Here is a 19,857-nt window from a genome sequence, read left to right as displayed (position 1 = left end):
AGTGTGTACAGCGGATATTTATCATAAACCAAGGTTGTCTTGGTTTATTTCGTCATTAGCCCTTCACCGCGCCGACCGTCAATCCGGAAATAAAATACTTTTGGAAGAAAGGGTAGGCGAATGCTACAGGCAGCACGATGAGAATGGCGACCGCCATGCGGGCGGATTCCTTCGGCATCGTTGCGACGAGCATCGCGTAGCTTACGCCCATACTCGCTGCATTCTTCGCGAGTGCGTCCACATTGCTCATTAGGCTGTTGAGCAGCGCTTGCAGGGAATATAGGTTCTGGTTGTCGATATACAGCATCGATTGGAACCAGTCGTTCCAGTAAGCAAAGCAGAGAAACAGTCCGATGGTGGCGATGACCGGCAGCGAAATCGGCATGATGATGGAGAAGAAGATTCGCAGCTGGCTCGCGCCGTCGATTTCGGCTGATTCGATCAGCCCGTCGGGAATCGTGCTTTTGAAAAAGGTTTTACATATGATGACGTTGAACGATGAAACGGCGAGCGGGAGAATCAGCGCCCAGATGCTATCTTTCAGTCCCAGCAAATTCGTGTTGATGAAGTAGCTGGATACCAAGCCGCCGTTGAATACCATCGGAATGAATACCACCCAGGTCAGAAATCCCCTCAGCTTATAGTTGGGGCGAGAGAGAACGTAACCCATGGAGGCGGTCAGCAGCACCCCGAGCAGGGTACCGACCACGGTCACGAGGGCGGATACACCGAGGGCCCGCAGAATCATCGTTCCCTGCTTGATGATGTAGACGTAAGCCTCGGCCGACATGGCGACCGGCAGTAAATGATATCCGGTTTCACGGATGGACTCCTCGCTGGAGAAGGAGATGGACAGGACAACGATTACAGGTATGACGCAGAGCAGCGCCAACAGAATGAAGATCAGGTTGAACAAAAGGTTGACGGCTTTGTTTGTGCGGTTAAACTTCTCAAGGCCTGTCTGATAAGTAGATTTCGATGTCATCTTCTTGCCTCCTTACATCATCGCGCTATCGGGATCGATTCGGCGAACGATCCAGTTAGCGGCCAGAATCGTAGCGCATCCCAGAACAGACTGTACGAAAGCGGCTGCGGATGCCATGCCCACGGTGGCCGTTTTCAGTTGTTTATACACCATGACATCGATCGTGGTCGCCACGTTGAACAGCGAATTGGAGTCTCGCGTGACCTGATAGAACAAACCGAAATCGGTGTAAAATATGCGCCCTACCGCCAGTATGAACATCATGACGATCACCAGCTTGAGCATGGGCAGCGTAATGAATCTTGTCTGCTGCCAAATGGACGCGCCATCGATGACGGCTGCTTCATAATAGGTGCTGTCTATGCTCGTGATGGTCGCCAGATAGATGACCATGCCATAGCCCAGGCCCTTCCAGACATTCAAGAGAATCAGAAAAAACGGCCAATACTTCGGCTCCATATACCAGTTAATGGGATCGCTGCCCATCGAGACGAGCATTTGATTGACGATCCCTTTATCAAAGCTCAGGAATGCCCAGCCTACGGCGGATACGACGACCCACGACAGGAAATAGGGGAGGAACATCATCGTCTGATAGACTTTGCTGGCTTTGCGGCTGTGGAGGAGGCCGATCATGATCGCGAATAGGACGGGCAGAACGATCCCCAGCACAATAAACACAATGTTGTATCCTATCGTGTTTCGAATAATGATCCAGGCGTCATTCGACTTGAATAGAAATTCGAAGTTTTTGAACCCGATCCAAGGGCTGTTGAACACATTGCTCAAGAACCCGCCGCTAATCTTGAAATTTTTGAAGGCGATAATGATCCCGAACATCGGTAAGAAACTAAACAGGATGTACCAGATCGTGGTTGGCAGCGCCAAGAGGGTCAATTCCGTATCCTGCTTGTGCCAGCGCATTCGTAAGCGCTTTCGTTTTTTGGGTTCGGCTTGAGAGCTCATGTCTGTCACTCCTTACGGTGTAATCTCGCTTGTCGTGCACTTGTTGATTTCATTGTATAAGAGGAGGAAACGCTGCTTCCAGATAACAAACTTGATACTATAGTCAACAAACGTTAGGTTCGAAAGACTTGTTAGGACGGACATTTACAAAACATGGTTTTTTATTATAATATTTCAAGGCCGTTCTCCAAGAGATCTTTCAATGTCTTCAAGCAAAACCGGGGGTATAATATAATTGAAATCTCATAGGAATAAGGAGGCTGCACATGAAGGTAGTAATCATTGGCGCAAGCGGCACGATCGGACGAGCAGTCGCTAAAGAATTAGAAAAAAATCACGAAATCGTACATGCTGGGCGAAACGGCTTCGATGCCCAAGTGGATATTACTTCCGTCAACAGCATTAAAGACATGTACAGAAAAATCGGAAAAGTGGATGCGGTCATCAGCGCAACAGGCGGTGCGCATTTTGGTCCTATTGCAGAATTGACGCCGGAGCTAAATGAGATTGGCATTGAAAGCAAACTTAAGGGCCAAATTAATCTAGTCCTTCTAGGACTGGATTATATGAATGACGGGGGAAGCTTTACCTTAACAACCGGAATTATGATGGATGATCCCATTCCTCAGGGCGCATCGGCAGCCATGGCAAATGGCGGTGTTAAGGCTTTCGTTAAATCCGCAGCCATTGAAATGCCGAGGGGAATTCGCATAAACAGCGTAAGCCCTAATGTTTTAGTGGAGTCCTTAGATAAATATGGCGAGTTTTTCCCGGGCTTTGAAGCCGTGCCGGCCGCACGTGTAGCGCTTGCGTATAAAAAGAGTGTGGAAGGGGCTCAAACCGGGCAAAACTATGAAGTTTATTAATGAGAAAAGTGCACAAAGTTATAAAAAAGAATCCGGGTTTAATCCGGATTCTTTTTTCTTTCGTTCATCTGCAGCTATTAAACAAAGGGAAAACTAGAGCGTTATATGTAAATATAATCACTTCTATAGGAAAATAATATAACGTGATTTTTATTGACACAATTAAGAAAACTAAACTAACATTAGGATTATTTTCATCAAGAGGGAGGCAGCTATGAGTTTTAAAGAACAGTACGAAGAAATTGCAGGTGTAGGACAGACCATATTCGATAACCCTGAGCTTGGCTACAAGGAATTTAAAACCAATCAAACGGTGGCGGATTTTCTGAAAAAGGTTAATCCGGATATCGAGCTGCAATCATTCAGCACAACCGGTCTTCGGACAACGCTTGGCGGCGGCAAGCCGCTGAACATCGCTTTTATTGCGGAGCTTGATGCGGTATATGCTCCAAGCCATTGGCGGTCAGACGAGGCAACGGGTGCGGCACACAATTGCGGTCATTATACGCAGGTGGCGATTGCCCTAGCTCTGTACAAGCATTACTTTGAATCTAAGGCGTACGAAGCTTTAGATTATAGTCTAACGTTTATTTTCATTCCGGCTGAAGAGTATTTGGATCTCGCCTACAGGGACGAGCTGCTCGGAAGCGGCAAGATCTCCTATTACGGAGGAAAACCCGAAGCGATGAAACTCGGCGTGTTCGACGATATCGACATCGGGCTGTGCGTACACGCCATGGGCGGCGAGTTTGCCGAGCGCACGATCGAAATCAACTGCGACCTGGCCGGATTCTTATATAAGCATTACACGTTTACCGGAAAAGCAACCCACGCCGGTTTCGATCCTTTCTCCGCCAAAAATGCCTACAGCATGTCGACCCTGTTCAATGTGGCGTTAGGCCTCAGCAGGCAGCAAATGAAGGACAGCGAGAAGGTCCGCATGAACCCGATCGTCCTGGAGTCCGACATGTCGACCAACGTCATTCCCAATCGGATTACGGTTGGCAGCGATCTGCGCACCCAGTCGGTGGACTACATGAAGGAAGCGGCCTCCAAGATGGACGATGCGGCCAGGGGCAGCGCGCTGGCCCTTCAAGGCGAGGTCGAGATTAAGACGCAGATGGGATACTTGCCGTTCGTTCAGGACCGGTATTTGTCCGAGTTCGTGCTGGAGGCGTTCCAGGATAACGAGGAGATCGCCCGTATTTGGAACAACAACGCCATCAGCGCTGCAGGAGACATTGGGGATTTAGCCTTCATGATGCCCTGCATTCAAATCGGCTACAGCGGCTTTACGGGAACGATCCACGGCGACGATTTCAAGGATATCGATCCGGAATTTATTTATGAAGTGTTCCCGAGATTTATAACGCAGGTGCTGGAGCGCATGAGCGGACGCATCGACCGTTCGAAGCTGTACCGCCGCACATTCTCCGAATACGAGCAGCTCCTTGCTTCGATCGTTGGCTCCCATTAAGAAACAGAAAAACAGAAAAGAGGACATCATGGCATGAAGTTAAAACTACAGTATCTCTATTTGCTTGCATTCGTGCTCATTGTTATAGCGGTTGCCGAATTTATCGGCATTCAGTCCATCCAGGTCGGCTCCGTGAAAATAAGCCTGCTTCCACTCGTATTCGCCATTTTGATCACGATGGTGCTCGGCTTGTCGATATTCCGGAAAGGCTTGATGAAGAAAATTTACAGCAAGGAAAACGTAGGTTTCTCCAGCAAGTACCTGATCTTTATTATGCTGCCGCTCATGGCGAGATACGGCGCCGACGTTGCTCCTAGATTAGAAGAAATCTTAAAAGTAGGCTGGGTATTCATCATTCAGGAAATCGGCAACCTGGGGACGATTCTGCTCGGACTTCCCATCGCCATCCTGCTTGGCCTGAGAAGGGAAGCCATCGGCGCTACGCTTGGACTTGGAAGGGAAGGGGAACTTGCTTATATATCCGAGAAGTATACGCTCGACTCCGACGAAGGCCGCGGGGTACTGTCCCTCTATATTATCGGTACCCTATTCGGCACGCTGTTCTTCAGCATTCTGGCGCCGGTGATGGTTGCCGCCGGCTTCTCGATCGAAGCGCTGGCGATGTCCTCCGGGGTCGGTTCCGCCAGCATGATGACAGGCTCTTCTTCGGCGTTAATCGCGCATTCTCCTGAGATGACGGAGACCATTAACGGATACGCTGCTGCAAGCCAGCTGCTTACCAGCTTCCTCGGAACGTATACGATGGTATTTCTCGCAGTGCCGCTGCAGCGGTTTATGTACAAATTAATGGTCAGAGGTGAAAAGAAATGAGCACAGGTTTGAATAAATACGCAAAATACGCCCTCGTCCTGCTGCTTAGCGTCGGTCTTATTTTATTTACGGAGCAAATGAAATTCATCAAAAACGGAGAGGGCCATATTACGATGGGGACGATTGCCGGCTTATCCGTGCTTTGGCTTTTTTCCTTCATCGGCGTTCTGATCTCGACGCTCATGAAAAAGGTTCCGCTGAAATTCCTGCAGGAATTCCCGGTGCTCGGCTGGGTATCGATCGTTTCGCTGATCTGCTGCCTGATTTCGGATGTGTTTGTGGACGCCATTGCCAACGTCAACTTTTTGTCCATCACCACTCCGATTTTGGCGTTCGCCGGCATTTCCGTAGCCGACAGGCTGGTTGATCTTCGCAAAACCTCCTGGCGCGTCGCGATCGTTGCGGTGTTCGTGTTCACGGGCACGTACGTAGGGAGCGCGTTATTGTCAGAGCTCGGCCTTTATTTGTCCGGTAAGTAAAATATGGAACAAAGCCAAGAAGCTAAAAAAGATGACCTCCGAAAAGCGGAGGTCATCTTTTTCTCGTTCAACAGCGAAACGGATAGCTTTCGCCTCGTTTGGTAAACGGCTCATTAGTCTGTCGCAGCCGTTTCTCGCTGACTTTCCTTACGAATCCGTCACCAGCACTCGCAAGGAGGTGCGGTCAAGGGCTCGCGAAGCCAACCAGCAGCCGCTGACGGCAATGGCAAGAGCGATTAGCGTCAGGCCAATCGCCAGCGGCCACTCCATGACCAGCGGCAGCTTGACGATGCCGTAGGCAGACAGCAAGCCGCGTAGCACGGCTGGCAGCGCGTAGATTCCGCATACCATGCCAACCAGCGTACCGAGGGCAGCGAGTCCGGCAATGCCGCTTGTCAACGCGCGGCGGATGTCTGATGCCGTCAGGCCGAGCGAAGCGTAAATGCCGTAGGTTTTCGTTTCCTTGCGAATATGCAGGCGGCAAGTACTATAGACGATCAGGCAAGTGACGGCGAGGAACAGAAGGGCCAGCAAACTCATCGGAATGAGCAGCACGGCAGCGGCCTCCTTGAATACGGAATCCAGCAGCACTTCCTGCTTGAGGGCCTGGATCACCGGACTATAGCGTTGATTCAGCTGTCGCACGAACTCATCGCTATCCGCTTGGTTCCGAAGTTGAACAAACCCGGCGTCCGGATTGATCTCCCCGACAAGGTCCGATGTGATCCGAGCGATATTCGACATGTTGGAAATGGACTGAAACGTGCCGGTGATCAGCAGCTGATGCGGTTTTCCTTCGATGTAGATCGTGACGGCATCGCCAATATCTTTATTCAATTTGCGGGCAATGTTGACTCCGATCGCGATTTCGTTAGGCAGCACGGGGTTCCGGCCTGTCAGCGAGGCCAATCCCATCTCGTCCATGCTGCCTTCCACCACGGTCAGCGGGAGGCTGAACGTCGGTTGAGTGCCATCTGCTTGCGCAACAACCCCAATGGCCGAGCCGGACCAGTTCAGGCTGAGGACCCTGGGATCCTTCTCGATAAAAGATTGCAATTCTGTACGATCCATTCCGTCAGCGTTGATCACCATGATGGCGATATCCGCATCGTCGTAGCCCCACTGGGCGGAGGTTTCGCTGATGCGATAGACGCTCGTTACCAGCAGGGTGCCAAAGACGAGCACCGCCGCGGTAATGCTCATCAACAGAAAGATCAGCGCCGCCCCTTTTTTGTTGCCGGTCACATGCTTCCATCCGATGACGGCGGGTACGGACCATCGGTCCAGCAGCCTTGTGCCGGTTCCACCTCGATGGGCATGGGTATGCGAAGACTCCGACATGCCATAGCGGATCGCCTGAATCGGCTCGATATGGCGCGTTTTGGCTGCATAGAGGACGACGCACAAGAGGATGATGATCAGCATGCCGATGCCGGTCCAGATTGCGACCCCCAGCGCCTGCACGGACACTGGCGCCGCCTCGGATTTGAGGAAGGATAAGGCATTCTGAATGATGACATCCGACAGCAGACGACTGCCGATCAGGGCAGGGATCAAGGCGATAACGGTAATCAAGCCGTACTGCAGCATATAGGTGACGATGATGCGTTCGGAGGTCATGCCGATGGATTTGAGAATGCCGATCGTGCGGTAATTGGCCAGGATCGTGTCCGTGATCGTAAAGCCGATCGTAAGCAAGGCGACAGCAATCATGACCAGTCCGAGGAAACTCATGACGAAGCCGATCACTTTGTTCATGATAAAGTAAAAGGCGGACAGCTCGGCAAACGAAACGCGTTCTTCCAAAAACGGCGATCCGAGCGCCTCCTCAAAGCGCTGCCAGTACTCCCCGCTTTGTTCGGGATGCGCATAGCGAAGCGACACCAGGTACTGCTCCGGCGTGGACAAGCCGCCCATGGTGGAAAGGTAGTCCGCTTCGTTCATCCAGATGCGGGCAGTGGTGGTGAAGGGGCCGCCATGTGACAGGTCAATAACGATAGCGCCGATCGTGAATTGTACCGGGGCAGCCCCGGCCGTGAACACCAATTCATCGCCGACTTCCATGTCGTATTTGTAGGCGAGCGAGGTGGGCACCCAGACGGTTCCGGCTTCCGGAACGGTCAGTTGAGCCGGTCCGGCGCCGGGGAGCGGATGATTGACCCCATGCGGCATCGGAGGCGTATCGATCATATACAGATAAAGATTGGGCAGTTCTTGCCCGTTATAGACCAAGCCGGTCCAAGGCTTGTAAGGAATAAGGCTGGAGGCGGTCACCCCCTCCTGGGTTGACCACCAATCGGCAACCATGCGTTCATCATGCAGCCCGCGGGTCATATTTATGATTTCATGGGCACCTTGAGCAGCCGTATGGCGCTCTTCGAATACATTTTCCGTATTCATCAAGACCGTGAAAGCGGTGCCGACTAATAGAGCAGATAGCGCAATGAGCAATGCGATCAGCGCGTTTTGCAATTTTCGTTTGCGAATGTTCCCCCAGCATAGCGTCAATATGGCACGCATCTTGGACTACCTCCTCCCGGTGACATAAGCAAAGATCATTGCTTCCCGCTCGGAGGCTAACTCCGGGACGTAGGGTCCCATATCCAGCGTGCCGCCGATCTTGCCGTCGCGAATGTAGATCAGGCGATTGCCGCGGCAGGCCGCCTTCATATCGTGGGTGACCATGACAATCGATTGGCCTTCCGCATTCATCCGGCTCAGGATATCGAGCACCGTAACACCTTGTTCGTAGTTGAGGCTGCCGGTGGGTTCATCGGCAAAAATCATATCCGGATTGTTGATGAGCGCCCTGGCGATGGCGGCCCGCTGCTGCTGGCCTCCGGACACCTGGGAAGGCAGCCGGGTGCCTTGTTTTTCGAGATGCAGGCTTGTCATCAGGTCATTGGCCCTTTGTTTTACGGCTTCTTTGTCCCGATTGGCGATATAACCAGGAAGAGCGACGTTATCGAACAGCGTCAAATCCGGCACGAGGTTGCTGTTTTGATAGATAAAACCGATTTGATCTGCTCGAAAACGCGCAAGCTCCTTAGCCGAAAACTGATCGAGGCGCTGTCCCTGAAGGTGGACTTCTCCGGCCGTCACGGCGTCGAGTCCGCTAAGCAAGTAAAGCAAGGTCGACTTTCCGGACCCGGAATCTCCCATGATCACAGTAAAGTCGCCGGCATATATCGACAGATCGACATTGCGAACGGCATGATACTGCTCCTTGCCGGTGGTATAGGTTTTGCATAAATTGGAAGCTTGCAGCATGATGGTTTTGGTTGTAGGCATGACAGGGTCTCCTCTCTTCTCGTGTTTCCAAATTATAGAGGACGATTCTTGCGCATTCCTTATCAAATTATGAATAAAGTATGACAGGGGTCAGCTTAGCGGCAGAGTCAAGCAGAAGGTCGTTCCCTGCTGCTGCTTGCTATGAAACGTGATCGTGCCGCCATGCGCTTCCATAATATATTTGCAAATCGACAAACCGAGTCCAACCCCGTGCCGCTCGGCCAGTTTCTTGCGGTCCGGGACACTGCCTTGGTAATACCGTTCAAAAATAAAGGGCATGTCCTGAGGGGAAATACCACTGCCCGTATCGGAAATTATGATCCGCAAACTGGATGATTCGGCGAACTCCTCAACGGCGAGCGTAATCGTATCCCCGGGTTTGGTATGCTTCAGGGCATTCGTGACGAGATTGGCGATGACCTGCTCGAAACGCACAGCATCGATGATAACAAGCACGTTCGGAATGGAAGAAGGCTCCACGCAGCGCACCCCCATCGTACGTATGTAGTGCGCCATGGTTCGCAACACAGGTTCAATCGTCGAAGAACTGTACTGCTCCAGCGGACGCACCGCAATTTGGTCCAGATCACGCAGCGCGTGCAGCAGCAAATCGTCTACAAGCACAGCCATCTTGCTTGTATTGGCATGCACCACCTCCAGGTAAGTCATCACACTCGGCAGATCGGGGCAGATGCCTTCACGAATCGCATCGATGTAGGCTTTGATGGTCGCCAGCGGGGTTTTTAAATCATGGGACAGATTGGAAATGAGCTCCTTGTGCGACTGGCTGTGCGAGGCTTGCTGCATATGTAAATTGCGAATTTCTTCACGCATGAGATCAAATACGGCGTAGAGTTCGCCGACCTCGTTATTGCTTGTCCATTCGGCGCGCTGCTCGTAATCGCCCTTCAGGATGGCTTCCGCATAGGGCTTGAGCCCGGCAACAGGCTCAACCAGATCACGCTGCACCCGGCGTCCGGCGGAGAAGATTACATAAAGCAGCGTCAAAAGTGCCAAGGAAAGCGAGATCCATGGCACAACGAGAAGTAAGCCGGAAGAAGGGATGGCCGCGGTCACCGCAGATGCAGGGACCGTAAACTGCGCATAGCCTGCGAAGGCGTTGGTTCCGGCATCCAGCAGCGGAAATGCCAGGTGGTATTCGGGCGGGTCGCCGTCGGACATACGCAGCGTATAGTCCAGCTCAAAGCGAGGATGAATACGGCGCACCGATGAATCATCGCTGTCATATATCATGGTTCCGTCAGGGAGCACGACCTTAAGGCCGATCCGTGTTTCTTGACTCCAGCTGGTTAATTTCTCACGAATCGGAGCATCGGGAGGGATCAGTTCGGCAGACTCGTTCTCCAACGTATGGACGATCGTATTGGTCAGCAAGCGAATGTGGTTGACGATAGAGGACGAAGCAGGCTGGTTCGAGGGCCAAGCGAGCCAAACGACGGACAGCAAAAGTACAAGAAGAGACAGGCAAGCCGCCCAGAGCCTCTTTGCATACCATGGTTTCCAGTGCATAAAAGGCTACTCCGTTTCATCGGGGTCGAATTTATAACCGACACCCCAAACCGTCGTGATATAGGCGGATTTGATTCCGCTGCGTTCCAGCTTCTCGCGGAGCCGCCGAACGTAGACCGTGATCGTATTATCCTCGACATAGGCGGAGTACCCCCACACCTGATCCAGCAGCTGCGTTTTGGTAAACACTTGGTTCGGGTTGGATGCGAGAAAATAGAGCAGGTCGAATTCCTTCGCAGATAGTGCAATTTCCCGCTGTCCGGCCATGACCTTGCGGGCGCCTTTATCAATCGATAACGTGCCGAATCGCAACAGCAGCTGTGTTGTTGCCTGGAGTTTCGGGTCGACCATTCTGCGCAAATGCGCCTGAACCCGGGCGACCAGCTCACTGAGCGAGAAGGGCTTGGTCATATAATCATCGGCGCCGAAACCCAAGGCAAGCACTTTGTCCGTGTCACTGCTGCGAGCGCTTAAAATAAGTATGGGCGCAGAAGTCAATGTACGAAGCTCGCGGCATACTTCAATTCCGTCAGCGTCTGGCAGCGTCAAATCAAGAATGATAAAATCCGGCTGCCGGTTACGGACTTCCTGCAATCCGTCCCTCGCATTTTCCGTGATGAACGAGCTGAATCCCTGGACACGCAAATAATCGTTCACAATGCGCGAGATATCCCGCTCATCTTCAATAATCAGTACCGTTTTAGGAGATTGCATGAAAAAGTCGCCCCTGTTCCGTTTGCTTTAAATAGTGAATCCATTATAGCACGGGTCGGATTTAAGCATAGGGAAGATAAGGAAAATCCACCTGGATAACCCTGTCGCTATTTTTAAGTTAGCTGAATGCATGCCTACATGTATCTGGAACAAGGAAAACCCCCGGTCTGGAATAAGACCGGGGGTTGAGCGGTTGGATGCTTTGATGATCGACAGCATCCTCCCTATGAGGGAGAGTATTATTACTTCACATTATCCTTAAGCGTGGAAACCCAAACCTCAACGCCGTCTGAATTACGAGTGGACTGGTGAGAAACCGTTGCTTCCTGAACATCGCCGAAACCCCAATGGGTTTCTGCTACATCAGGGAAGAGCGGCTCCAATCCCGTCAAAGGTCCACGGTATAACGCTTTGTTGATCAACGTGACGGCTTCGACCCGCGTGATGCGGTTGTTCGGCCGGAACGTGTTTCCAGGATAACCGGATAGCAAATTGTTGCGATATAATGCCTCAATGGATTCGGCAGCCCAGCTTCCTTCGATGTCCGTAAAATGGCGATTTACGGAAGCCGATGTGTCCAAGTCCAGGAAACGGGCCAGCACCGCAGCCAGTTCTCCGCGAGTGACTGGTGCATCCGGACGGAACGTATGGTCTGCGTAACCGTTGAAGTATCCTTGGGATACCGCGATTCGAATGTAATCGGTCGCCCAATGTCCTTTTCGAATATCGTTAAAGCTTGAGTTCTCGTTACCTACGGTTTTCTCCGAAAGACGAGCAACGATTGCAGCGAGCTCGGCCCGGGTCAAGGTATTGGACGGTTGGAATTTACCGTTAGGGAACCCGAGAATATAACGCTGATGCTGGAGATCGCCGAACCGGTCAGAGAATACTTGAACATGGACGCTATTGGATTTTTTGCTGCTACCTGCCGTAAGCTGTCCGATGATTTCATATTGAATCTCTTTGGCTGCAATCTGTCCCCACTTGATGTCCAGTTTGAAGCTGCCGGTGCTTCCGGCAGGGAGATGAGCCACATTCCAGGTTACGGTTCTGCCTTCAACCTTTCCGCCGTGAGCATTCACGACTTCGGCGCCTTCAGGGAGGGTAACTTGAACCGATGCATCACGTAATGCCGCGTTGGTGCGGTTAGCGTAATCGACGGTAATGGTCGACTGCGTGCCTTCTTGGACTTGTTTCTTGTCCGTGGACAGGTTCAATGTCACATCGCCCTGCTGACTTGAAGGCGGCGTTGATGGAGAAGAACCCGATCCGGATGAATCCCCGCCATTACCTGAGGACGGTACTGGCTGCATAGCAAAGTCAAATGCGATAATGCTCTGTCCCACATGGATGATCCCGTCTTGGATATAACTGTCGGAACCGTTAACGGCTGGGGCATTCGGTTTGGAAACCCGAGTGTCATAAGTGTAATAGCCGCTTCGTTTCGCGACGATGTAATAATCGCCTTCCGGATATACCATCCATGCATATTCGCCAGCCGCGTCGGAAATTTGCGGATTGGCATTTTGGTTAGGCGCAAACCCAGCCAGTGCAGGCAAGGATACGAGTGTGTTCGGCACCCGTCCTTTCTGACGGTTCAGCTCAGTGTCAGCCCAATACAATTGAACGTCTGCGCCGCTAATCACTTTTCCTGTCGATGCATCCGTGATGATGCCGTAAGGATCTATCAGGGAATATACGATCGCGGTCTGTCCGTCTTGGGTCATATCCACGTCCAAGATGGAAGCAGGACCTGCCAATACCGTTCCATCCGCCAGTTCAAGCTGGTAGGATATTTGGTATTTCCCCGGCGGGACTTGATCCAGCGAGAACGTTCCGTCATTGGCGACGGCGAGCGGCTGCTTAAAGCTGCTGCCGTTCAAGCCTTGAAGCAGTGCAACGGCTTTTCCGCTGCCGAGGATATCCCCAATGGTGTCCGGGTTGGATGCTCCGCTTGCGGAAGCAACGAATAATTGACCTCTCAGCAGGTTCGAAGGTTTGATCGTTTGGCCAGGTTGCACTGTACCGATCGTAACCTCTTTGGTATGAGTCAACGTAAAATCACGCCCACCGATTTGAACCGGAGTTTCGATATTCAGCTCATAGGTATAGTTGCCGCGCGGAACCGGTATCTGGTACGAGCCATCCTCGCCGGTCGTTACCTCAGCCGAGAAATCAGGAATTCCGTCGTTGTTGAAATCGGATTCCACGATAATTTTTGCGCCTGCTACCGGTTTGCCTGTGATTTGATCCACAACGATGCCGTCAATGGCGGCAGGGAAGTAATGAACCCCTTTGCTTGCTTGAACGGTTGTGCCTGTGCCGGGATCCTGTATCTCTGCCACGACGATGTCGTATAACGGCGTCGTGTCCGTTAAAACCGAAGGTTCGTATGTCCATACGGCAATCCCTTCTTCATTGGTGGTCACCGTCTTGGTTTTACCAGAATCATATGTGATGACCACGGGTACTCCAGAAACCGGGTTGCCCTTGGAATCGGTAGCCTTAGCGGTAACCGTGACCGTAGACTTCCCGTCTGCCAGTACGCCTTCAGGGGTCACGGTTACATCCAGGTTGTAAGATAATGCCTGATCATGAACATGGACGGTTTGCGTGACGGATTTGCCGTCATGCGTAGCCGTGATGATGGCCGTGCCTGGTGCTACGGCGGTAACGACGCCATTGGCATCGACCGTGGCCACTTTTTCATCGGAAGATGTATATGTGGCTTTGCCTGTTACATCCTGAATGCTTTCATCCAAGGAAACCGCCGTTACCTTAGGCGTGTGCTGATCACCGGTCTGCAGCGTGACGCTTGCCGGATCGATCAACAGATCGCGCAGGCCGGAGACCGGCGTGGCTACTTCCGCGGGCGGCGAAGCAGGGGATTCAATGCCGTTGCTGACGGCTTTGATGACATAGCTTTGCTTCGTTTCCGGCTTCAGGCCGGACAAGACATAGCTAGTGCCTGTCAATCCGTCGGCGATTAGCTGTCCGTTGGCATCATAGATGTTGTACGTTTGAGCGCCCGGGACGGCGTTCCACAATAATTCGGCTCCAGTTGCATGAACGTGTTCGGCCCTTAATGCCGGAGCATCGATGCTTACTTTAACAATGGATTGAGTGGTCTTACCGTTATATACGGCCTCGATTACGGTGGTGCCCGCACCTACTGCCGTCAGTAAACCGTCTTCGCTTATCGTAGCTACCAGTGGATTTTTAACGGTAAACTCCGTTACCTCCAGGGTAACGTCTCTACTACCGGTCTCATAAACAGACGTGACCACCGTAGGATGCGTGTAGTTTTGTGCAAGAGGACTCGTATTGAGTTTGTATTCTGGCAGATCAAAGTAGAGCCCTAAAGTAACTGGATTAGATGGAAGGGTCTCGATCGTACCGGCCGGTCCAGATATAACTGCCGTTACAGTGTATTGTGAGATCTCATCCAGATCTGCCCCCGTTAAGGTATACGAGGGAACCTGAATATTCGTGTCGAGCAGGACACCGTCCTTATAAAGATTATAATAAGTAGCTCCTGTTACAGTGATCCACGACAGCTCATTAGCTGTTGCAGGTGTATCACCTGATGTAAGGACCGGAGCCTTCGGTACCGTAGCGTAAGCTCCACCTACCATCACAACCTTTATCTCTCCCGATGGAGGATTATCGCCAAAATCCAGAATGGCCGTAGCTTGTCCCTGGCTATTGGTCGATTGGGATGGAGAAGTCCATACTCCTTCCTCGGAATAGAAGGTAATCGGGGCTCCCTCCACGGGATGGCCGTTTACATCAAGCGCGGTTCCTACCACTTCATACTTCCCAGGCTCAGAGGTAGGAACGACTTCAATTCTGACGTCGGTTGGAGCTTGTTTGTAGACATAGCCTGGATTTGCCGTATCGATCGGCTCGAATTCGTTCGTGAAATACCATCCTAGAATATCATGGGTTTCCATCGAGCCGCCGGTGGCGGAGGTGAATCCGGCATAAACGCCGGGATATCCGGCAAAGATTTCGTCCAGGTCAATGTTGCTTGTTTCCAGAACGGGAGTTGTCGGACGCGTAGCATCTTTGCTGAGGTAAACCTTAACGACCTTGGTCTGTCCATCGTAGTCGATCCAGGAGTATAGATCTTCTCCCCCAGACAGCGTAATGCCATTGAGGTTCGTTGTATACCAATCGGGATTGGTATTGTTCACACTACCGTTTTTTGCAAGTCCGATGTAGTTAGCGGATGGATCATTGACCGGGCTCGGGTTCTTGTATGTATCATACTTCACCGCAAAGCTGGGTTTGATTCCCCCATAACCAATGCCCACGCCGACTTCACCCGCACTGTTGGATTGTGCCTGAATGGTAAAGGTGATGCCGTCGGCAGGAGAGTTGGTGCGATTGTCCCCGTTCAGGCGGAACTTGAAAAAAGTGCTGAAGGAATAGTTGTTCCCTGCCGCGATCAGCTTTTTGTTAAAAGCCGTACCGAACTGGTTTCCTTGTGCCTCGGTCAGACGCAGGATATCGCGACCTTTACTGTCTTGCATCACTTTGGCCTGGCCGTTCAGCGAGAATAATCCGACCTGTTTGGGATTACTGAAATCATCAAGTTTATAGGTGACCCATTTGTCCTCGGGTGCCGCCGCCGCATAGGCTGGTGCCGTCAAAGGCTGAAACGTGGCAACGAGTATACAGATCACCATAAACAAGGATCCGAATTTTCCGGATTTTTTCATGAAAATGATCATCCTCCTTCTTTTTGATTTGTGTGCCGACATGTACTTGCATCTCAAGCGAACCTGCCCCAAAGCGGCCTTCTTGACATGGAAGAACATATTTTGACAAGCGGAAATCAGAATAACAAAGCATGCTCTACAAATTCTCTACAATAGCTATACAGGTTCTCTACAAATGCTCCTCTTTAAAAAGATGCGGGCGTGTCCGCCTCGTGCGAAATATCCTTCAACCAGAATCTTATTGCTTCGATGGATACAGCAGCTGGCGAGAGATCGTAGGAGAAACTTAGGATTTGCCCCATGCAGCCAGCTGCCAGCCAAATAAATGTTATTGACAGCGTGAATCAACATTGTGTACACTTTTTTTATTCCGACTGTTCAGTATAAATAAAATCAAGATGTCAGGTGAGAAGTGATGCCCAAATTGGGAATGGAACAAAAGCGCAGGGCAGACGTCATTAACGCCACGTTAACCTGCATCAGCTTGCATGGAATTGAAGGGATGACGCTGGATAAGGTTGCCGAGTATGCACACTGCTCCAAGGGAGTGGTCACTTATTATTTCAAGAATAAGGATCATTTGACGACCGAAGCCTTCAAGTCGTTCCTGGCCTACTATGGGCTAAAGATCGAATCAGGCATTGAGCCTGCCATGTCAGCCGAGGAAATGATGGAGGTTGTCCTGCAGCATATGCTCCCTCCGTTCAGCGAGGACACGGATCAGAAGCTGAATGTTTCGCAGCTTGACGGAGTCGACAAGATGTTTATCCCCTATGAGGATCAAGGCAAGCTCTTTGTGCAGTTTTTTTCAAAAGCCATGCTGGACCGTCATTTGCAGGAAGTTGCATCCAAGAGTTACGAGCGCGATCTCCAAGGCATCGCCAAGATTATGGAATACGGTAACCGGACGGGGCAGATGTCGGTTGAAGATTCCCACAGTGCCGCCTATGGCTTGATGGCGATGGTTATTGGCCTGAGCTTCTTTAGAGTAGCGAAGGTTCCGCCCGACAAGGACGAGGATAACCGGTACATATGTGAGGATTATGTAAGAAGACTTATCAATAGAGGAGGAGTTTGATGAATATCACGAAGGTTGAAACCGATGGAGGAACGATTGCTGTCGTAAGCAGCAGCGAGGTATTGATTAAGGATGTCCAGTCGGCCCTGGATCTCGTGGCCACCGTGCAATATGAAACGGACAGCCGCCGCATTGTGATGGATCAATCGTTGATAAGCGAGTCTTTCTTCGATTTGAAGACGCGGCTTGCAGGCGACATTCTCCAGAAGTTTATCAATTATCAGGTGAAAATGGCAATCATTGGAGACTTTTCGGTTTATCCAAGCCAAAGCCTTCAAGATTTTATTTACGAATGCAATAAGGGCCATGATTTCTTTTTCTTGCCCAGTGAACAGCAGGGGATTGAACGTTTAAGCAAATGGAATAACTAAGTAGCGAGTACGGGAGGAAGAGCGTTGCCGGTATCTGGGTTTGATCCAAAAGGGGTTTCGATGGTGAATATTCCAGCAGGCGTAGTTCAATTAAGGGACGACCGCATAAAGTCCTCGTGGACGGTGGAAGTGCCTGCATTTCAGCTTGCACCGGTCCCTGTAACGAAGGCGTTGTATTTCTCAATCATGCCAAAGACATCCGGATGCGATGACTTGATGGAGTCCCCAGCCGTGAATATATCATGGCATGAAGCGATTCTCTTTTGTAATATGTTATCTCGGAGCGAAGGCCTGAACGAATGTTATTCGGTAACGGATGACGGTGAATCCCTCGTTTGTGACAAGGAGGCGGACGGATACCGCCTTCCGACGGAAGCGGAATGGCAATACGCGTGCAAAGCCGGGAGTCTCGGCTACCGTTACGGAGAGCTTGACGACATCGCTTGGTATGAAGGGAATTCCGGAGGCGTCCTGCATGAGGTGGGCAAAAAGCGGCCGAATGCGTGGGGGCTTTACGATATGCTAGGAAACGTATGGGAGTGGTGCTGGGATCTTTACGATCCGAATGTATACGGCTCCTACAGAGTATTCCGCGGAGGGAGCTGGGCCGAAGAAGCCAGAGGCTGCGGAGCGACATGCCGCCGCCGCAGCCACCCGACGTTTCGGATTGAGGATCTCGGGTTTCGTTTGGCGAGATCGATATCAAGAAAAAGATAAAGCTGATCCGTTAGGGTCAGCTTTTTTGATTGTGCAGCACCTCCCGAATTTCCATCAAACAGATCGAAATACCGCGGCTGTTTCCAAGATGGCTATAGAAACTTAGATGCTCCCCATTTATATTTCTCCCACTTCCCGATGTCACATAATCTAACGCGATAAACCTCGTGAATTTGCGTATAGACAAGGCTGGAAGACATAAGTAAGATTGGGTTTAACTTTTTGCGGGAGGTGTGGGGAGCTCAAGGAGTCAAGGGTTGAATTGCCGTAGTGTTGATCAAAAACCAGGAATGTCAAGGGATAAGGGGGATTCGAAGATGGTGAATGGACCAACATTCAACAATCCGATCGTAGACCGGGCAGCCGATCCTTGGGTATGGAAGCATACGGACGGCTATTATTACTTTATGTCGACGAAACGCGATCATCTGGAGCTGACGCAATCCGCAACCTTAACCGGCCTTGCGGAAGGACGGAAGAAAACGATCTGGACTCCGGAACCCGGGGGAAGGTACAGCCATAACCTATGGGCGCCGGAAATTCATCGTTTGGACAACAAATGGTACATCTATTTCACGGCGAATGACGGAGGAGGGGATGAGTCCCGCCAAATATGCGTGCTGGAGAACGCCGAGGCTGATCCGATGGAGGGACAATGGGCATGGAAAGGCGCGCTGCCGACCCCCGTCCCCGGCTTGGACGGCACGGTCATGACCGCAGGCAACCAGCTTTATTTCCTGTATGCCGGATATGGCCATTTCCCGGATTACGGGTCCGCGATTTACATCATGCGCATGTCGAACCCATGGACATTGACGGGGGACCATGTATTGCTCACGGCTCCGACCCTGTCCTGGGAAAAACAAGGCGGAATGGCGATTAACGAAGGACCGGTCATTCTTCGGCGGAACGGCCGCATCTTTATGGTGTACTCGGCCAGCACCACCTGGTCGGAGGATTATTCGCTGGGCATGCTCACGATGGAAGAAAACGGGGATCCGATGGATCTGGAATCCTGGACCAAAGCGATGCAGCCCGTATTTTTCAAAAGCGTGGAAAACGGAGTGTACGCGACCGGTCACAATAGCTTCACGCAATCGCCGGACGGCAAGGAGGATTGGATCGTTTACCATGCGCTGCCCGCGCCTGGCGTCGAGACGGCCTTGCGGTCGACCCGCATCCAGAAATTCGGCTGGAAGCCGGATGGAACTCCGGATTTCGGCGTACCGGCCGGCGAGTCGGATGCCTTGGCCAAACCGTCCGGAGAATAATGTACGCGGATTCACAACCTCCCGATCATGCAAGGGATTGTAGAGTGAACATGGTTGAGAGCGAGTTGTGCCAAGCTGGTGTAAGCGAATAACCATAGGATTTGATCTATATAAACCCCCATTTATTACAATATATCTGTAATAAATGGGGGTTTATTACGAAGAGATGCACAAGTATGACGAGAACGGCGAAATATATAAAAATAACGAAATTTCATGAAAACCCCTTAATTCAAAAGGAGTTTTTTGCATCTCATTATTCCCGTTATTCTCATTATCAAAATATTTTTTTGGATAATACACAAATTTAGTTACGAAATTTATGTATGAAAGCGTTGACAGAATGGGGTTGTATGCTTATACTTCGGTTAAAGATACAGAATAATTGTATTAAATGGATGTGCAACAGCTGTCAGTCTCATCAATTTCACATGTGAAAGGGGATCCATATCCAATGGCCATGATGAAGAGGATCGTGTCAGGGCGGAGGTGCTTAGACCGCGAATGACCCTTGTCATGCTTCAGCCTGAAAAGACATGAAGCGTTGAACATGAAGC

Annotated in this window: 15 protein-coding genes; 8 read left to right on the top strand and 7 right to left on the bottom strand. The window is 51.1% G+C overall.

Annotation, left to right across the window (positions count from 1 at the left end):
* Window positions 1-55: 55 nt before the first annotated feature.
* Window positions 56-985 (bottom strand): carbohydrate ABC transporter permease, encoded by a 930-nt coding sequence (locus GYMC10_RS23750; protein ID WP_015736877.1) that lies wholly within the window; start codon window positions 983-985, stop codon window positions 56-58.
* 12 nt (window positions 986-997) lie between these two features.
* Window positions 998-1,951, bottom strand: coding sequence for an ABC transporter permease (locus tag GYMC10_RS23745; RefSeq protein ID WP_015736876.1), 954 nt, complete (start codon window positions 1,949-1,951; stop codon window positions 998-1,000).
* Window positions 1,952-2,217: 266 nt separating this feature from the next.
* Between GYMC10_RS23745 and GYMC10_RS23740 the strand changes: the two genes are divergently transcribed.
* The 4 genes from GYMC10_RS23740 (at window position 2,218) to GYMC10_RS23725 (ending at window position 5,604) form a co-directional block, all read left to right on the top strand.
* A complete protein-coding gene (locus tag GYMC10_RS23740) occupies window positions 2,218-2,817 on the top strand; it encodes a short chain dehydrogenase (RefSeq protein ID WP_015736875.1) in 600 nt (199 codons plus the stop codon).
* A 214-nt stretch (window positions 2,818-3,031) separates the two neighbouring features.
* Window positions 3,032-4,294 carry a M20 family metallopeptidase gene (locus GYMC10_RS23735; RefSeq protein WP_015736874.1) on the top strand — a complete coding sequence of 421 codons (1,263 nt, stop codon included), beginning with the start codon at window positions 3,032-3,034 and terminating at the stop codon, window positions 4,292-4,294.
* A gap of 33 nt (window positions 4,295-4,327) precedes the next feature.
* Window positions 4,328-5,125 (top strand): DUF3100 domain-containing protein, encoded by a 798-nt coding sequence (locus tag GYMC10_RS23730; RefSeq protein WP_015736873.1) that lies wholly within the window; start codon window positions 4,328-4,330, stop codon window positions 5,123-5,125.
* A complete protein-coding gene (locus tag GYMC10_RS23725) occupies window positions 5,122-5,604 on the top strand; it encodes a hypothetical protein (RefSeq protein WP_015736872.1) in 483 nt (160 codons plus the stop codon). Before GYMC10_RS23730 ends, GYMC10_RS23725 begins: the two co-directional genes overlap by 4 nt.
* A gap of 147 nt (window positions 5,605-5,751) precedes the next feature.
* On the opposite strand, the gene GYMC10_RS23720 is transcribed toward GYMC10_RS23725, so the two are convergent.
* The 5 genes from GYMC10_RS23720 to GYMC10_RS23700 all read right to left on the bottom strand — a co-directional run bounded on the left by GYMC10_RS23720 (window position 5,752) and on the right by GYMC10_RS23700 (window position 15,863).
* Window positions 5,752-8,124, bottom strand: coding sequence for an FtsX-like permease family protein (locus GYMC10_RS23720; protein ID WP_015736871.1), 2,373 nt, complete (start codon window positions 8,122-8,124; stop codon window positions 5,752-5,754).
* Window positions 8,125-8,130: 6 nt separating this feature from the next.
* Window positions 8,131-8,895: an ABC transporter ATP-binding protein gene (locus GYMC10_RS23715; protein ID WP_015736870.1), complete on the bottom strand. Its 765-nt coding sequence runs from the start codon at window positions 8,893-8,895 to the stop codon at window positions 8,131-8,133.
* A gap of 90 nt (window positions 8,896-8,985) precedes the next feature.
* On the bottom strand, window positions 8,986-10,425 hold the full coding sequence (locus tag GYMC10_RS23710) for a sensor histidine kinase (protein WP_015736869.1): 1,440 nt from the start codon (window positions 10,423-10,425) through the stop codon (window positions 8,986-8,988).
* 6 nt (window positions 10,426-10,431) lie between these two features.
* Window positions 10,432-11,139: a response regulator transcription factor gene (locus tag GYMC10_RS23705; RefSeq protein WP_015736868.1), complete on the bottom strand. Its 708-nt coding sequence runs from the start codon at window positions 11,137-11,139 to the stop codon at window positions 10,432-10,434.
* A 242-nt stretch (window positions 11,140-11,381) separates the two neighbouring features.
* Complete coding sequence (locus GYMC10_RS23700; protein ID WP_015736867.1) at window positions 11,382-15,863, bottom strand: S-layer homology domain-containing protein; 4,482 nt, start codon at window positions 15,861-15,863, stop codon at window positions 11,382-11,384.
* Between the two features lie 415 nt (window positions 15,864-16,278).
* On the opposite strand from GYMC10_RS23700, the gene GYMC10_RS23695 reads away from it, so the two are divergent.
* The 4 genes from GYMC10_RS23695 (at window position 16,279) to GYMC10_RS23680 (ending at window position 19,300) form a co-directional block, all read left to right on the top strand.
* Complete coding sequence (locus GYMC10_RS23695; protein ID WP_015736866.1) at window positions 16,279-16,941, top strand: TetR/AcrR family transcriptional regulator; 663 nt, start codon at window positions 16,279-16,281, stop codon at window positions 16,939-16,941.
* Entirely contained in the window at window positions 16,941-17,312 is a 372-nt protein-coding gene (locus GYMC10_RS23690; protein ID WP_015736865.1) for a DUF4180 domain-containing protein, read from the top strand. Before GYMC10_RS23695 ends, GYMC10_RS23690 begins: the two co-directional genes overlap by 1 nt.
* Window positions 17,313-17,336: 24 nt before the next feature.
* A complete protein-coding gene (locus GYMC10_RS23685; protein ID WP_015736864.1) occupies window positions 17,337-18,029 on the top strand; it encodes a formylglycine-generating enzyme family protein in 693 nt (230 codons plus the stop codon).
* Window positions 18,030-18,346: 317 nt separating this feature from the next.
* Window positions 18,347-19,300 carry a family 43 glycosylhydrolase gene (locus tag GYMC10_RS23680; protein WP_015736863.1) on the top strand — a complete coding sequence of 318 codons (954 nt, stop codon included), beginning with the start codon at window positions 18,347-18,349 and terminating at the stop codon, window positions 19,298-19,300.
* The last annotated feature ends 557 nt before the right edge of the window (window positions 19,301-19,857 follow it).

The organism is Paenibacillus sp. Y412MC10 (assembly GCF_000024685.1).
GTDB classification, from domain to species: domain Bacteria; phylum Bacillota; class Bacilli; order Paenibacillales; family Paenibacillaceae; genus Paenibacillus_AQ; species Paenibacillus_AQ lautus_A.
This window is presented reverse-complemented; position numbering and strand designations above follow the sequence as displayed.

Coding starts and splice junctions, on each gene's coding strand:
- GYMC10_RS23750 (WP_015736877.1), bottom strand. CDS start 985: ATGACATCGAAATCTACTTATCAGACAGGCCTTGAGAAGTTTAACCGC.
- GYMC10_RS23745 (WP_015736876.1), bottom strand. CDS start 1,951: ATGAGCTCTCAAGCCGAACCCAAAAAACGAAAGCGCTTACGAATGCGC.
- GYMC10_RS23740 (WP_015736875.1), top strand. CDS start 2,218: ATGAAGGTAGTAATCATTGGCGCAAGCGGCACGATCGGACGAGCAGTC.
- GYMC10_RS23735 (WP_015736874.1), top strand. CDS start 3,032: ATGAGTTTTAAAGAACAGTACGAAGAAATTGCAGGTGTAGGACAGACC.
- GYMC10_RS23730 (WP_015736873.1), top strand. CDS start 4,328: ATGAAGTTAAAACTACAGTATCTCTATTTGCTTGCATTCGTGCTCATT.
- GYMC10_RS23725 (WP_015736872.1), top strand. CDS start 5,122: ATGAGCACAGGTTTGAATAAATACGCAAAATACGCCCTCGTCCTGCTG.
- GYMC10_RS23720 (WP_015736871.1), bottom strand. CDS start 8,124: ATGCGTGCCATATTGACGCTATGCTGGGGGAACATTCGCAAACGAAAA.
- GYMC10_RS23715 (WP_015736870.1), bottom strand. CDS start 8,895: ATGCCTACAACCAAAACCATCATGCTGCAAGCTTCCAATTTATGCAAA.
- GYMC10_RS23710 (WP_015736869.1), bottom strand. CDS start 10,425: ATGCACTGGAAACCATGGTATGCAAAGAGGCTCTGGGCGGCTTGCCTG.
- GYMC10_RS23705 (WP_015736868.1), bottom strand. CDS start 11,139: ATGCAATCTCCTAAAACGGTACTGATTATTGAAGATGAGCGGGATATC.
- GYMC10_RS23700 (WP_015736867.1), bottom strand. CDS start 15,863: ATGAAAAAATCCGGAAAATTCGGATCCTTGTTTATGGTGATCTGTATA.
- GYMC10_RS23695 (WP_015736866.1), top strand. CDS start 16,279: ATGCCCAAATTGGGAATGGAACAAAAGCGCAGGGCAGACGTCATTAAC.
- GYMC10_RS23690 (WP_015736865.1), top strand. CDS start 16,941: ATGAATATCACGAAGGTTGAAACCGATGGAGGAACGATTGCTGTCGTA.
- GYMC10_RS23680 (WP_015736863.1), top strand. CDS start 18,347: ATGGTGAATGGACCAACATTCAACAATCCGATCGTAGACCGGGCAGCC.